A 14743-nucleotide genomic window follows, 5' to 3' on the forward strand; every position below is an offset into this window, starting at 1 on the left:
AACACCGACCATCCGAAAAGGCCGTCCGCGAGGCGGCCTTTTTTTCGCGCGCAGCATGGCTGACGTCACGTAACTTGACGCTTATCCGTCCGGGTCATAGCATGCGGCCAACGCCCGGACGTGGAGATAAAGCCCCTATGGCAGACATCGCCGTCGAGCGAGCAGCTGGATATCGCTATTCCCGCCGGACCACGCTGCCGCTGATCCGGCAACTGTCTGTCGTCGATAATTGGCGCAACGCCTGGCTTCTGTTCCTGCAATGGGCGATCATCGCGGCGTCCATGGCAATCGCCATCCATATCGACCATATCGCCATGTACGTGCTAGCCGGGCTGGTCATCGGAACGCGGGTACAGTGCCTGGCCGTCATGATGCACGACGCCTGTCACAGACTGTTGTTCAGCAACAGGCGCGTCAACGATCTGATCAGCGACATCTTCGTCGCCTATCCACTCGTCATGAGCATCGATCTGTATCGCGTGGCTCATATGGTGCATCATCGCCACACCAACACGCTCCGCGACTATGACTATCGCGTCCAGCGCAAGGACCCTGACCAGCATTTCCCCAAAAGCGGCCAAGCCATGATCGGCCTGTTTTTCCGCAGCCTGCTTGGCCTCAACTATTATCGTGTCGCGCGCGCAGGCCGGGTGTGGTCGCCGCTGGCCAATTTCCATAATCCGGGTCGCTTCGACTTCGATTATCGCTTGGGCCTTCGGCTGCGCTATGTCGCCTGGGCCATCACGATCTATGGCCTCATCCTGTGGTCACCCTGGCGCTGGCAGATATTGGGGCTGTTCATCATCCCGCAGTTCATCTGGGCCAATTTATTTAACCGGATCCGTGCCATGGCCGAACATGTCGGCGTCCCCGACGATCGGGAGATCACCGGCACGCGCACGGTCATCCCCACCCTGCTCGACCGGATATTGATCGCGCCGTTCAATGTCAGCTATCATCTGGAACATCATCTGTTCCCCTCTGTGCCGTGGACCAATTTGCGCCGGCTTCACCAGCATCTGATGACCGATCCTGCCTATGCGACGGGCGCACACATCACGCAGGGCTATAGCGGTGTCATCCGGGAACTGATGCCGCCAAAAGCCGATGCCACATCGGTATAGAAGGGCAACGACGACCACTTAGCCGAACGGCACCACCGTGATCGCAACATTGCCGAACATCACCAGCCCCGCGATGATCATCAGCGCACCCCGTTTCCGATCCCGCAATTTGAGCATCACATACAGCCCGCCGCCGGTCAGCAGCAGCCCGGCCAGCATCAAGATAGATAAAATCGTGCCTGTCATGCCCCTTCCCATAAGGGCGGCGGTCCAAGGTGGCAATTGCCGCCCTCACCCCCTATGAGGCGCGGGAACGAATCACCCCCGTGGTGAAGGGACGCATTCCATATGAAAATCGCCATCGCATCCGACCATGCCGCCATCGACCTGAAGGCGGAACTCGCCCAGTGGCTGCGCGACGAAGGACATGACGTCGCCGACCTTGGCCCCGCCACAGCCGACCGGGTCGATTATCCCGATTATGGTTACAAGCTGGCGACAGCCATAGCATCCGGCGACGCCGAACGCGGCATTGCGCTGTGCGGTTCGGGCATCGGCATCTCGATCGCGGTCAATCGCAACCCGGCCTGCCGCGCCGCGCTGGTCGGCGAACCGCTGTCCGCCGCGCTCAGCCGCGAACATAATGACGCCAATGTCCTCGCGATGGGCGCGCGCCTCACCGGCGTGGACATGGCCAAGGCCTGCGTCACCGCTTTCCTCACCACCGAATTTGGCGGAGGCCGCCATGCCGGTCGCGTCGAAAAACTCTCCCATCCCGCGCTCTGAAAGGAATCCAGATGAGCATCGACACCCTCGCCCCCGCCATCCGCCAGGACGGCTTTTTCAGCGAAAGCCTCGCCAGCGCGGACCCGGAAATTTTCGGCGCGATCGGTAACGAGCTGAAGCGCCAGCAGGACAAGATCGAACTGATCGCGTCCGAAAATATCGTGTCGAAAGCGGTGCTGGAAGCGGCCGGCTCCATCTTCACCAACAAATATGCCGAAGGCTATCCGGGCAAGCGTTACTATGGCGGCTGCGAATATGCCGACGTCGTCGAAACGCTGGCGATCGAACGCGCCAAGCAGCTGTTCGGCGCCAACTTCGCCAACGTCCAGCCCAATAGCGGCAGCCAGATGAATCAGGCCGTATTCCTGGCACTGCTCCAGCCGGGCGACACCTTCATGGGCCTCGACCTGTCTTCGGGCGGGCACCTGACCCACGGGTCGCCGGTCAATATGAGCGGCAAATGGTTCAACCCCGTCCCTTACGGCGTGCGCGCCGACGATCATCTGATCGACATGGACGACGTCGCCCGCATCGCGCGCGAGTGCAAGCCAAAGCTGATCATCTGCGGCGGCACCGCTTATTCGCGCGTCTGGGATTTCCCGCGCTTCCGCGAAATTGCCGACGAAGTGGGCGCTTATCTGCTCGCCGACATGTCGCACTTCTCCGGCCTGGTCGCGGGCGGCGCGCATCCATCGCCCGTCCCCTACGCTCACGTCACCACCACCACGACCCACAAGTCGCTGCGTGGCCCGCGGTCGGGCATCATCCTGAGCAATGACGAAGCCATCGCCAAGAAGCTGAACAGCGCCATCTTCCCCGGCCTCCAGGGCGGCCCGCTGATGCACATCATCGCGGCCAAGGCCGTGGCCTTCAAGGAAGCGCTTTCGCCTGAGTTCAAGGCCTATGCCCACCAGATCGTCGCCAATGCCAAGACGCTGGCCGCCACGCTGGCGGACGCTGGCCTGTCGATCGTGTCGGGCGGCACCGACAATCACCTGATGCTGGTCGACCTGCGGCCTAAGAACACCACCGGCAAGGCCGCTGAAAAGGCGCTCGATCGCGCCTTCATCACCTGCAACAAGAATAATGTGCCCTTCGACACTGCCAGCCCGTTCGTGACGTCGGGCGTGCGCCTCGGCACCCCCGCCGGTACCACGCGCGGCTTTGGCGAAGCGGAATTCCGCGAGATCGGCGCACTGATCGCGCAAGTCGTGGAAGGCCTCAAGCGCAATGGCGACGAAGGCGACGGCCAGGTCGAAGCCCATGTGCGCGAAAAGGTGCTGGCGCTGACAAGCCGCTTCCCGATTTATTGAGCAACATGAAAGCCCCTCTCCTTCAGGGGAGGGGTTGGGGTGGGGCCTGTCCGGCTTAGGCAGCGTTAGGACAGGCCCACCCCCTAGCCCCCTCCCGCAAGCGAGAGGGGGAACTTGTGGGAGAATGTGAATGCGCTGCCCCTTCTGCGCCCATGAGGACAGCCAGGTGAAGGACAGTCGGCCGACGGAAGATGGCAACGCCATCCGCCGCCGCCGCCAGTGCGAAGCCTGCGCCGCGCGCTTCACCACCTTCGAGCGTATCCAGCTGCGCGACATCTGGGTGGTCAAGAGCGAGGGCCGCAAGGAAGCGTTCGAGCGCGACAAGCTCGCCCGCTCGATCGGCATCGCCTGCCGCAAGCGCCCGATCGACCCCAGCCGCATCGAAAAACTCATCTCCGGCATCCAGCGCCAGCTCGAAACCAGCGGCGACAGCGAAGTCCCGGCCCGCGCCATCGGCGAACTGGTCATGGAAGGCCTCAAGCGCCTCGACAGCGTCGCCTATATCCGCTTCGCAAGCGTCTATAAGGACTTCACCGACGCCAGGGATTTCGAGGAATTTGCGAGTACGGTGAAGGAAGTGGGCGGGTGATGGGCTTCTCTCTCACTCCGTTCGCCCTGAGCGAAGTCGAAGGGCTCGACCGAGCGCAGCGAGGTCCTGATCAGCAATGACCTTTCACGCCTATATGCTGCGCTGTTCCGACGGCTCCTATTATACCGGCCACACAGATAATTTTGAAACACGGATCGCCCAGCATCAGTCCGGCGTCATCAAAGGCTACACATTCGACCGTCGTCCCGTTGAACTTGTTTGGTCTGCTGAGTTTGAAACGCGCGCGGAAGCACTTGCCAGCGAACTGCAAATCAAGGGCTGGTCACGCAAAAAGAAGGAAGCGTTGATTGCGGAGAATTGGGACAAGCTGAAGAAGGCTTCCATTTCCCACACTTCGCCTTCGCTCAGTGACGCCCTTCGACTTCGCTCAGGGCGAACGGAGGATGAGACTGATCCTGCTGACCAATCGGAACCCGTCATGCCCCCTCCCCCCGTCATCGTCCTCGTCCGCCCCCAGCTTGGCGAGAATATCGGCAAGGCCGCGCGCGCCATGCTCAATTTCGGCCTCACTGAAATGCGGCTGGTCTCGCCCCGCGACGGCTGGCCCAACCCGGATGCCGGCCCGTCGGCAGCCGGAGCAGACTTCATCCTCGATCAGGCGCAAGTGTTCGAAACCCTCGCTGATGCCGTCTCCGACTGCGCCCATGTCTATGCCACCACCGTGCGCAAGCGCGGCGTCACAAAGCCGGTCGTGACCCCGGAGGAAGCCGCCCGCGAAATCCACGCCGCGCAGGGCCGCTGCGCCTATATTTTCGGGCCGGAACGCTCAGGGCTGGAGACCGAGGATGTCGCGCTCGCCCGCAAGATTCTCACGGTCCCGATCAACCCGGAATTTGGCTCCCTGAACCTTGCTCAGGCTGTCATCCTGTGCGCCTATGAATGGTCGAAACGGGCCAACCTGTCGCAACCCACCATCACCGACCTTGGCGAACCGGCGCCACAGGTGGAGCTGGAGGGGATGATCGAGCAGCTCAACACGCTGCTGGAAAAGGTCGGCTATTTCTTCCCGCCCGACCGCGCCAACGCGACCCGGCTGACGCTGCGCAACCTTTTGACCAAGCCGGGCTGGAACCATCTGGAGGTGCGCACGCTCCGCGGCGTCCTCTCCCACCTCAACCGCCCGCGCGAACGCTGAAGTGATAATGTTACCATTCCCAAACACCGTTCGTCCTGAGTAGGGACTGAGCTTGTCGATGGCCCGTATCGAAGCATGTTACGCAATCCTTCGATACATTATTTGACCTACGGTCGTCTGCGACTCCGACTTCGCTCATTGGCTACTCAGAGCCTGCCCCCGCGAAGGCGGGGGACGAACGGGTTAGCTACAAGTCACCCAATTCTAACCCCGCGTCCGCTCAAACTCCGCCATCTCATAGGCAATCGACGCCTCGACCAGCTGCTCCCACAGCTCCGCGACAATCTCCACCGGCGCGCCCACCCGCGCTGCCTCCGCACAGGCCTGATCGATCACCTGACGCTTGCGCGCCTCGTCCCGCACCGCGCCGCGATCAGGCTTGATCCGGGCGGCGGCGCGCATATGGGCAAATCGCGCGGCCAGCAACGCGACCAGTTCGCGGTCGATCGCATCGACACCCGCCCGCACCTCGACCATGCTGCTATAATCATCAGGGTTCATGCCCCGCCAATTAGGCGTCGCTCCTGCCCCTGTCGAGGGTTGACATGCCGCCCCCTTGTGGCCATAGGCGCGCCTTCGCAATTGGTCCCGCATCCCGGTGAAGCGGTGGCCCTGCCCCTGAGCGCACAAACGCAACACGGACGTAGGCGATACCGGGAATGATGCTCACCCTTTCAGGGCGGGCTTAGTTGTTAGCATTTGTAAGGAATTATTGATGACGAAGCGCACTGCCGCCAAGTATAAACTCGACCGTCGCATGGGCGAGAATATCTGGGGCCGTCCCAAGTCGCCTGTGAACAAGCGCGAATATGGCCCCGGTCAGCACGGCCAGCGCCGCAAGGGCAAGGTGTCCGATTACGGCATCCAGCTGCGCGCCAAGCAGAAGCTCAAAGGCTATTATGGCGACATCACCGAAAAGCAGTTCAAGAAGAACTATTTTGAGGCGAGCCGCATGAAGGGCGACACTGGCCAGAACCTGATCGGCCTGCTCGAACGCCGCCTGGACGCCGTCGTCTATCGCGCCAAGTTCGCGCCGACCATCTTCTCGTCGCGCCAGATCGTGTCACACGGCCACATCTATGTGAACGGCGTGAAGTGCAACATTGCCTCGCGTCTGGTGAAGCCGGGCGACGAAATCACCCTGGGCAAGAAGGCGCAGGAAATGGCGCTGGTGATGGAAGCACAGGCTCTGGCCGAACGCGACATCCCCGACTATGTCTCGCCCGATGGCGCCGCCAAGGTCACCTATGTCCGCGTCCCCACGCTGGACGAAGTGCCCTATCCGGTGAAGATGGAGCCCAATCTGGTCGTCGAATTCTATTCGCGCTGATCGGCTTCTACCCAATGCCATATAAAAAGGGCGGCCCCGCAAGGAGCCGCCCTTTTTCATGCAGAAGGCTTCAGAAAAGAGTATGACCGACACCGAAAGCACATCGCCGATCGGACGAACGCAAAGGCGACTGCTCAGGCGGATATACAATGGCCGCGCCGTGCCGATCATCGCCGACGGCAAGGACTTCCTGACCTACAAGGACGCGGTCAAATATCTTGAGGCGCTGGACGCCGATACGCGCGAAGCCGTGTATGAGGAAATGAAGGCGTCAGCGAAAAATGGCAAAGGCGGGACAGTGGAGTCCTGACGTCCGGGCTTGCACGCGTCGTCCACCTCTATAAGCGCAGCCTTATGGCGAAAACAGCCCTTCACCTCTACGCGCTGGCCCTGGGATCGAACCGTCCCCTGTCCGCCCGCCTGACACCCCGGCAACTGCTGGCTGAAGCCGCAACGCGAATCGCGCAGCACGCCCGGATCGTGGCAACGTCGCCCACCATCGAAACCCCGCCGATCGGCCCCTCCCGCCGCCGCTACGCCAACGCCGCGATACTGGTCCAATCCCCGCTCGAACCGCCCGCCATGCTCGCCTGGCTCCAGTCGATCGAACAGGCGCTGGGCCGCCGCCGCTACCGCCGCTGGGGCGCGCGCAGCGTCGATATCGACATCATCCTCTGGTCCGGCGGCATCTGGAACAGTCCGATGCTCACCATCCCCCACCCCGCCTTTGCCGCGCGCGATTTCGTCCTGACCCCGCTCCGCGCCATCGCCCCCGGATGGCGCGATCCCCGATCCGCCCTCACGATCCGCCACCTCGACGCCCGCCTGCAAAAAGCCCAACAAACCATGCCACAAGAGGTTGACCATCCCCGCCGCCCCCTTTAGGGCGAGCGCACCTCAGCAATCGGGGGTCCATAGCTCAGTCGGTAGAGCAACTGACTTTTAATCAGTAGGTCGCTGGTTCGAACCCAGCTGGACTCACCATCATGACCGGCCATCATTGCTGGCCGGGCAGCAGTTCCAGAAACAGCCCGTCGGCGTCCGCGCACAGCCGTTCGCCATCCTTCAATTCCCCGCGCACAAACCGCTTTCTGCCCTCGACCGCATAGAGGGTCGCCGTCACGGTCAGCGGCCGGTTCATTGGCGTGATCGCACGGTAATTGACGTGGAGATAGGCGGTGCGCGCCATCATGGCTGGACCCGAATTGGCCGGTATGCCCAGCACTTCGTCGAACAGCAGCGACACCGCGCCGCCATGGGCCGCGGCATTGCCGCCCAGAAAATAGTCGCCAAAGCTAACCGTCGCCCGAACTGACGTCGCATCCTGCTCTTCGATCGCGAAGGCCGGACACATGACCTGACCATGGCCCGGCACATCATCGACGCGACCGAACATCCGCTCGTCCTCACCCGCCTTCAATGGTTCCAATCGGCCACGCCAGTCACTCAGGTCCGCCGTCAGCGCCCCGATCGTCGTTTCATCCAGACTGGCGCTGGCCAGATCGTCCAGAAAATCGCGCAATATATCAATCATCGCGGGATAGGCCGAATCCGGCAGCGGCCCTCTGGCCCTGCCCCGCCTAAGGCCTTGAAACATGGGTGGCCGTTTTTCCGACATCGCGCCAACTTTCTCTTGCTCGTTCCAGCCCCGGTCATCGGGAGGCTCAAGCCCCTTAGCCGGGGAATGGATCGAGCAACAACAGGCTACGACTGGCAACTATGAAGTAGCGATCATCGCCCAGGCGAAAATCCTGCGCCTCCCGGCTGCCATTGACGCACAGCGTCCATCCCGACCGCACGAAATGCAGCGCGACGCAGCGCCGCTCCGGCTGCTCCCATTGCGCGACCGTCATCGGTTCGCCGCCCTCATTCAGCCAGACCACATCCTCGTCCCGCAGCAGGGCAATATCCATGAGGTCAGGGCATCGCGCCCGCAGCGCCGCCAGCGCAAAGGCGTGGGCTTCTATCTCCCGGTCCCGCCCCGCCCAATCGACCCAGCCGATCGCATTATCCTGTGCATAGGCATTATTATTGCCCCGCTGGCTGCGGCCAAATTCATCGCCCGCGCTCAGCATGATCGCCCCCCGCGAACAAAAAAGCGTCGACAGCAGCGCCATCACATCGCGCCGCCGCGCCGCGACAATGGCGGGGTCTTCGCTCAGCCCCTCCACGCCATTATTCCAGCTCAGATTTTCGCCATGGCCATCGCGATTCTGTTCACCATTGGCGTGATTGTGCCGCTGCTCATAAGCGGTCAGGTCCGCCAGGGTGAAGCCATCATGGGCCGCCAGGAAATTGACGCTTCGGGTCTCACCGCCCCCGAATATGTCCGACGATCCGGCCAGCCGCGTCGCAAAACCGCCCAGCGTTCCCGCGTCCCCGCGCCAGAAGCGCCGCATATCATCGCGATAGCGGTCATTCCATTCCAGCCACCCCTCGCCAAACCGCCCCAGCTGATAGCCCCCCGGTCCGATGTCCCACGGCTCAGCGATCATCACCCGGTCGGCCAGCACGGGGTCGGCCCGCATCTCTTCCAGCAATGGCGCATTAGGATCAAAGCCGTCCGCCATCCGCCCTAGCGCCGGCCCCAGATCGAAGCGAAATCCATCCACCCCGGCCTGCGTCACGAAATGGCGCAGCGAATCCATAATCAAACGGCGCACCACCGGCTGGTTGCACGCAACGCTGTTGCCCGTCCCGGTATCGTTGATCAGCCGCCCGTCATCGGCATGGCGGAAATAGTCGCGGGCATTCAGGCCACGCAGCGATAGCGTCGGCCCATATATGTCGCTCTCGCCATTATGATTATAGACCATGTCCAGGATCACGCCGATCCCCGCTTCATGCAGCGCCGCGACGGTTGCGCGCAGTTCGGCCAACCCGCCGGGCGCAAGGCGCGGGTCCAGCGCAAACCAGCTGACCGGATTATAACCCCAATAGTTGGTGAGGCCGAGCGGACCCAGATGCCGCTCGTCGATCCAGGCGTTGATCGGCATCAGTTCGACGGCAGACACATGCAATCGCTTCAAATGCGCGATCACAGCGGGATGGGCGAGCGCGGCGATCGTGCCGCGCTGCGCTTCCGGCACATCGGGATGCAGCATCGTGAAACCACGCACATGCAATTCGTAGATCAGGCCACCCGGCGCGAAATGCGGCGGCTTGGCAGGGACCGGCGCGTCCGGCGCGGCAACCACGCCTTTCGGCATCAGCGGCGCGGTATCGCCCCCCTCGCCACGCCGCGCCGTCAGTGCCGGATCATAGACGAACGCCCGGTCGATCGCAGGCGCATAAGGATCAAGCAGCAACTTGTCGGGATCGAACCACAGCCCCGCAGCCGGATCATAGGGACCACCGGCCCGCACGCCATAACGCGCCCCTGCCCCGACACCCGCCGCCTCCACATGCCACACGCCATCGCCATCGCGCAGCATCGGCAGCCGCGTCTCCCGATCAGCGTGGTCGAACAGGCACAACCAGAGCTGCCCGGCCTCCGGTGCCCAGATCGAAAAGTGGGTGGCGGTGGCACCGATGACCGGCGCGCATCCGCCCCCGCTCACGCCACCTCCGCCAGCAACGCCCGGTAGAGCGCCGCATAGCGCGCCGCGCTATGATCCCACGACACTTCGCTGCGCATCCCCGCCCGCTGCATCGCCTGCCACACCGGCCGTTGCCCATGCAGCCGCACCGTCCGGCCAATCGCGCCATGCAGCGCCAGCGGATCGGACGGGGCAAAGACGATGCCCGTCGCCGCCCCCGCCGCCACCGCCGCCTCATTGGCGTCGATCACCGTGTCCGCCAGTCCACCGACCCGCGCTACCACCGGCACGCAGCCATAGCGCAACGCATAGAGCTGCGTCAGCCCGCACGGCTCGAAGCGCGACGGAATCAATATCGCATCCCCCCCCGCCTGCATCAAATGCGACAATGGCTCGTCATAGCCGATCTGCACGCCGATCCGTCCACGATGCCGGTCCGCCGCGCCCAGAAACGCGCCCTCCAGCGGATGATCGCCCGATCCCAGCACCGCCAGCTTCGCGCCCAGCCCGACCAGATGATCGATCGCGCCTACCATCAGGTCCATGCCCTTCTGCCAGGTCAGGCGGCTGACGATGGTGAAGATCGGCGCACCATCATGATCCAGGCCAAAGCGGCTCTCCAGCGCGTGACGATTGGCCGTCCGTGCGCCAAGGGCGCGTGCCGTATAAGCCTTTGGAATCAGGCTATCATTTGCAGGGTTCCATATGTCGGTATCAACCCCGTTCAATATGCCATGCAGCCGGTCGACCCGCCCGTTGATCAGGCCATCCAGCCCCATGCCATGGACGGGCGAGCGAATTTCCTCCGCATATGTCTGGCTCACTGTCGTGATAGCATCAGCCGACACCAGCCCCGCCTTCAAATAGCCGATGCCGCCATAATATTCGACACCATCCACCCCCCACGCCTCCTGCGGCAGGCCCAGCGCGGGAAAGATATCCGCACTGAACCGCCCCTGAAACGCCAGGTTGTGGATCGTCATCACTTTGGGCACGGCATGGGCGGGGCCAAAGCGCATATAGGCCGCGGTCATCGCCGCCTGCCAGTCATGGACATGGACGACATCGGGCCGCCAGCCCTTCACACCTTCGGCGGCAATATCCGCCCCGACCCGCGACAAGGCGGCAAAGCGCCGCCAATTGTCGCCCCACTCATTGCCCGCATGGTCGCCATAGGGACCACCTTCGCGCGCATAGAAATCGGGCGCATCTAGCACCAGCAGGTCCAGCCCGCCGACGCTGGCTGCCAGCACCGTGGCGGAGACGCCGAACAGCGCCTCATAGCGCCGCACCACCTTAGCCTTGCCCAGCCGCGCCATCACGGCGGGGTAACCTGGCACCACCGTCCGCACTGCAACATCCTGCGCCGCCAGCGCACCCGGCAGCGCACCTGTGACATCGGCAAGGCCGCCGGTCTTGATCAGCGGATAGACTTCGGACGCGACCGACAGTAATTGCATCGCCACAGGCCCGCTCAAGCCACCAGCCGCTCGATCATCGGCTGCGTCACCAAACAAATGCCGCTTTCGGTTCGGCGGAAACGCTGCGCATCCTCTTCGGGATGTTCGCCGATGATCAGGCCCGGCGGAATGATGATCCCGGAATCCAGCACGCATTTATGCAATCGCGCGCCCCGCCCGATCTCGCAATTGGGCATGATGACGCTGTCGGTGACCGACGAGAAGCTATGCGTCTTGACCCCGGAAAAGAGCAGGCTACGATGCAACGACGATCCCGACACGATACAGCCGCCCGCGACCAGCGATGATGTCGCGGACCCGCGCCGCCCATCCTCATTATGCACGAATTTCGCTGGCGGCGTGACTTCGGAATAGGTCCAGAGCGGCCAGCTTCGGTCATAGAGATCCAGCGAAGGCACCACATCGGTCAGGTCGATGCTCGCCTGCCAATAGGCGTCGATCGTCCCTACGTCGCGCCAATAGGGGACCAGTTCGCTCTCTGCCCGCACACAACTGCTCGAAAAGCGGTGCGCCACCGCTTTGCCATGCTTGACGATATAGGGAATGATATCGCCGCCAAAATCGCGCTTGCTCGCCGGGTCGTCCGCGTCGCGCCGCAACTGTTCGATCAGGAAGCGGGTCTGGAAAACATAGATGCCCATCGACGCCAGCGCCATGTCGGGCTGGCCGGGGATGGCGGGCGGGTCTTTGGGCTTTTCGACGAAGGCGGTGATCCAGTCCTTCTCATCGACATGCATCACGCCAAAGCCTGACGCCTCCATGCGCGGCACTTCCATGCAGCCGACCGTCACGTCCGCGCCGCTGTCGACATGCTGCTGGAGCATCAGCTCATAGTCCATTTTATAGACATGATCGCCCGCCAGCAGCACCATATATTCGGGCGCATAGCTTTCGATGATGTCGATATTCTGGAACACGGCGTCCGCCGTCCCCTCATACCACTGGCTTTCCGACACGCGCTGGCTGGCGGGCAAGATGTCGAAGCTCTCATTGCGTTCGGGGCGAAAGAAGTTCCAGCCGCGTTGCAAATGGCGGATCAGCGAATGGGCCTTATATTGCGTCGCGACGCCGATCCGCCGGATGCCGCTGTTCAGTGCATTGGACAGCGCGAAATCGATGATCCGCGCCTTGCCGCCAAAATGGACGGCGGGCTTGGCGCGCTTGTCGGTCAACTCCGCCAGGCGACTGCCGCGTCCCCCGGCCAGCACATAGGCCATGGCGTCGCGGGCGATCGGCTGGTGTCGTGTCTGCTGCATTTCGGGCCTCTCCTTGGTATTGCCCCGTCCGTCGCCTGCACGCGCCCGTCGGCTTCGTTAAATATCCAATTCCAGCATCAAGGTCGCAAAGGGGGGAATGGTCACATTGGCCCAGCCCTCCTCGTCTGCCGTCACCATGCCCATATTGCCCGCATTGCTGCCGCCATAATCGGCCGCGTCGCTATTCAAAATCTCGCGCCAGCGCCCGCCCGATGGCAGCCGCATCCGGTAACCATGGCGCAGCACCGGGGTAAAATGACTGATGACGACGATCGGCCGGACGCCTGGCGCGCGCCTTACCCAGGCAAAGAGGGAATCGGCGGCCGCATCGACCAAAACCCACTCAAACCCCTCCGGCTCGCAATCGCGCGCGTGCAGCGCCGGGCGGGAGCGATAGAGATGGTTGAGATCGCTCACCAGTTGCTGCACGCCATGATGGGGGGCATGATCGACCAGATGCCAGTCGAGCGCCCGCTCCTCGCTCCATTCGCCGCGCTGGGCAAATTCCTGCCCCATGAACAACAGCTTCTTGCCGGGATAACCCCACATCAGGCCATAATAGGCCCGCAGCGTCGCGAATTTCTGCCAATCATCGCCCGGCATCTTGTGCAGCAGCGACGCCTTGCCATGCACCACCTCGTCATGGCTCAGCGCCAGCACGAAATTCTCGGTAAAGGCGTAGAGCAGCCCGAAGGTGATGTCGTCATGATGATGGACGCGATGCACTGGATCACGCTGCAAATAACGCAGCGTGTCATGCATGAACCCCATATTCCATTTGAAACCGAAACCCAGCCCGCCCGTATGCACCGGGCGCGACACGTCGGGCCAGCTGGTCGATTCCTCCGCGATCGTCATCACCCCGCCATGGGTGCCGTAGAGCGCGGTGTTCAATTGCTGGAGGAAGGCCACCGCCTCCACATTCTCCCGCCCGCCATGGTCGTTGGGCACCCACTCGCCGGGTGCTCGCGAATAATCGAGATAGAGCATCGATGCGACCGCATCGACCCGCAGCCCGTCGACATGATAGCGCTCCGCCCAGAACAGCGCATTATTGACCAGATATTGCGATACTTCGCGCCGCCCGAAATTATAGATGGCGGTGTTCCAGTCGGGGTGGAAGCCCTTGCGCGGATCGGCATGTTCATAGAGCGCCGTGCCGTCAAAATAGGCCAGCCCATGTTCGTCGGTCGGAAAATGCGCCGGCACCCAATCGAGAATGACACCAATTCCCGCCCGGTGCGCGCCATCGACAAAACGCGCAAATCCGGCGGGATCGCCAAAGCGCGCGGTCGGCGCATAGAGGCCCAGCGTCTGGTATCCCCAGCTGGGATCATAGGGATATTCGCTGATCGGCAGAAATTCGATATGGGTAAAGCCCATGCCGACAACATAGGGGATCAGCCGCCCGGCCAGCTCGTCCCAGCTCAGGAAGTCGCCCGACTCGTCCAACTGCCATGACCCGGCATGGACTTCATAGATCGACACCGGCTCACGCCGCGCATCGGCGTGCTGCCAATGGTCCTTATGCCGCGCGTCGCCCCATTTGTGGTCGAGCGGCGCAGCGACGATCGACGCGGTCGAGGGGCGGAGTTCGGACTGGAAGGCGAAGGGATCGGCCTTGAGCGGCAGCACCACCCCGTCCGCGCCCATAATCTCATATTTATAGGCGCTGCCCGGCCCGACATCGGGCAGGAAAATCTCCCACACCCCCGCATCCGCCCGGTGGCGCATCGGCGCGCGGCGGCCATCCCAGCGGTTGAAGTCGCCGACCACCGACACCCGCTTGGCATTGGGCGCCCAGACCGCAAAATGCGTGCCGGTCGCCCCGTCATGGGTCATGACATGCGCGCCCAATTTGTCGAACAGCCGCCCATGCGATCCTTGGGCGAAATAATAATCGTCCATCGGCCCCAGCACCGGGCCGAAGCCATAGGGGTCGACCATCGCATGATCGCCGCCATCGCCATAATGGGCGACATAACGCAGCGGCTGGCGCTTGCGGATTTTCACCTTGCCGAAAAACAGTCCATCCGGGTGGATCGCCGCCAGTTCGCCGACCAGCTTGCCGTCCAGCGTCTGGGCAGTAACCCCGACCGCTTCGGGCAATAAGACGCAGGCGGTAAAACCACTGTCGGCCGGATGCACGCCAAGCGTGGCAAAGGGGTCGTCCTCGCGACCTTGTATCAGCCGGTCAATCTGCTCCGGCGTCAACACCGCTCTATCCTC

The 14743-nt window shown here is 62.8% G+C and carries 15 protein-coding genes and 1 tRNA gene; 9 read left to right on the forward strand and 7 right to left on the reverse strand.

Annotation, left to right across the window (positions count from 1 at the left end; translation table 11 throughout):
- Positions 1-137: 137 nt before the first annotated feature.
- Complete coding sequence (locus tag D0Z70_RS04435; RefSeq protein WP_119744214.1) at positions 138-1124, forward strand: fatty acid desaturase family protein; 987 nt, start codon at positions 138-140, stop codon at positions 1122-1124.
- 18 nt (positions 1125-1142) lie between these two features.
- Here the strand turns inward: D0Z70_RS04435 and D0Z70_RS24825 are convergent, their stop codons facing one another.
- Positions 1143-1310, reverse strand: a complete 168-nt coding sequence (locus tag D0Z70_RS24825) for a hypothetical protein (protein WP_182913837.1) — start codon at positions 1308-1310, stop codon at positions 1143-1145.
- Between the two features lie 102 nt (positions 1311-1412).
- Between D0Z70_RS24825 and rpiB the strand changes: the two genes are divergently transcribed.
- The 4 genes from rpiB (at position 1413) to D0Z70_RS04455 (ending at position 4908) form a co-directional block, all read left to right on the forward strand.
- Positions 1413-1850, forward strand: coding sequence for a ribose 5-phosphate isomerase B (rpiB, locus tag D0Z70_RS04440; RefSeq protein WP_119744215.1), 438 nt, complete (start codon positions 1413-1415; stop codon positions 1848-1850).
- Positions 1851-1861: 11 nt separating this feature from the next.
- Positions 1862-3163: a serine hydroxymethyltransferase gene (gene glyA, locus D0Z70_RS04445; protein ID WP_119744216.1), complete on the forward strand. Its 1302-nt coding sequence runs from the start codon at positions 1862-1864 to the stop codon at positions 3161-3163.
- Positions 3164-3293: 130 nt separating this feature from the next.
- Positions 3294-3752: a transcriptional regulator NrdR gene (gene nrdR / locus D0Z70_RS04450; protein WP_119744218.1), complete on the forward strand. Its 459-nt coding sequence runs from the start codon at positions 3294-3296 to the stop codon at positions 3750-3752.
- 76 nt (positions 3753-3828) lie between these two features.
- Positions 3829-4908 (forward strand): TrmJ/YjtD family RNA methyltransferase, encoded by a 1080-nt coding sequence (locus D0Z70_RS04455; protein ID WP_119744220.1) that lies wholly within the window; start codon positions 3829-3831, stop codon positions 4906-4908.
- 204 nt (positions 4909-5112) lie between these two features.
- Here the strand turns inward: D0Z70_RS04455 and D0Z70_RS04460 are convergent, their stop codons facing one another.
- Positions 5113-5409, reverse strand: coding sequence for a chorismate mutase (locus D0Z70_RS04460; protein ID WP_119744222.1), 297 nt, complete (start codon positions 5407-5409; stop codon positions 5113-5115).
- A gap of 214 nt (positions 5410-5623) precedes the next feature.
- On the opposite strand from D0Z70_RS04460, the gene rpsD reads away from it, so the two are divergent.
- The 4 genes from rpsD to D0Z70_RS04480 all read left to right on the forward strand — a co-directional run bounded on the left by rpsD (position 5624) and on the right by D0Z70_RS04480 (position 7222).
- Positions 5624-6238 carry a 30S ribosomal protein S4 gene (rpsD, locus tag D0Z70_RS04465; RefSeq protein WP_119744223.1) on the forward strand — a complete coding sequence of 205 codons (615 nt, stop codon included), beginning with the start codon at positions 5624-5626 and terminating at the stop codon, positions 6236-6238.
- An 82-nt stretch (positions 6239-6320) separates the two neighbouring features.
- Positions 6321-6548: a hypothetical protein gene (locus D0Z70_RS04470; protein WP_119744224.1), complete on the forward strand. Its 228-nt coding sequence runs from the start codon at positions 6321-6323 to the stop codon at positions 6546-6548.
- 44 nt (positions 6549-6592) lie between these two features.
- Complete coding sequence (gene folK / locus D0Z70_RS04475; protein WP_119744226.1) at positions 6593-7123, forward strand: 2-amino-4-hydroxy-6-hydroxymethyldihydropteridine diphosphokinase; 531 nt, start codon at positions 6593-6595, stop codon at positions 7121-7123.
- Positions 7124-7146: 23 nt separating this feature from the next.
- Positions 7147-7222, forward strand: a tRNA-Lys gene (locus D0Z70_RS04480).
- Positions 7223-7235: 13 nt separating this feature from the next.
- Here the strand turns inward: D0Z70_RS04480 and D0Z70_RS04485 are convergent.
- The 5 genes from D0Z70_RS04485 to glgB all read right to left on the reverse strand — a co-directional run bounded on the left by D0Z70_RS04485 (position 7236) and on the right by glgB (position 14731).
- Entirely contained in the window at positions 7236-7772 is a 537-nt protein-coding gene (locus D0Z70_RS04485; RefSeq protein WP_239018810.1) for a hotdog domain-containing protein, read from the reverse strand.
- Positions 7773-7911: 139 nt separating this feature from the next.
- The gene (gene glgX / locus D0Z70_RS04490; protein ID WP_119744228.1) at positions 7912-9798 is read right to left on the reverse strand and encodes a glycogen debranching protein GlgX; all 1887 of its coding nucleotides are present in this window, start codon (positions 9796-9798) and stop codon (positions 7912-7914) included.
- Positions 9795-11243 (reverse strand): glycogen synthase GlgA, encoded by a 1449-nt coding sequence (glgA, locus tag D0Z70_RS04495; RefSeq protein ID WP_119744229.1) that lies wholly within the window; start codon positions 11241-11243, stop codon positions 9795-9797. Before glgA ends, glgX begins: the two co-directional genes overlap by 4 nt.
- Positions 11244-11251: 8 nt before the next feature.
- Positions 11252-12514 carry a glucose-1-phosphate adenylyltransferase gene (gene glgC / locus D0Z70_RS04500; protein WP_119744231.1) on the reverse strand — a complete coding sequence of 421 codons (1263 nt, stop codon included), beginning with the start codon at positions 12512-12514 and terminating at the stop codon, positions 11252-11254.
- Positions 12515-12571: 57 nt separating this feature from the next.
- Complete coding sequence (gene glgB, locus D0Z70_RS04505; protein WP_119744233.1) at positions 12572-14731, reverse strand: 1,4-alpha-glucan branching protein GlgB; 2160 nt, start codon at positions 14729-14731, stop codon at positions 12572-12574.
- Positions 14732-14743 lie beyond the last annotated feature (12 nt).

The sequence above is a fragment of the Sphingobium terrigena genome (genome assembly GCF_003591655.1).
Taxonomy (GTDB): Bacteria; Pseudomonadota; Alphaproteobacteria; order Sphingomonadales; family Sphingomonadaceae; genus Sphingobium; species Sphingobium terrigena.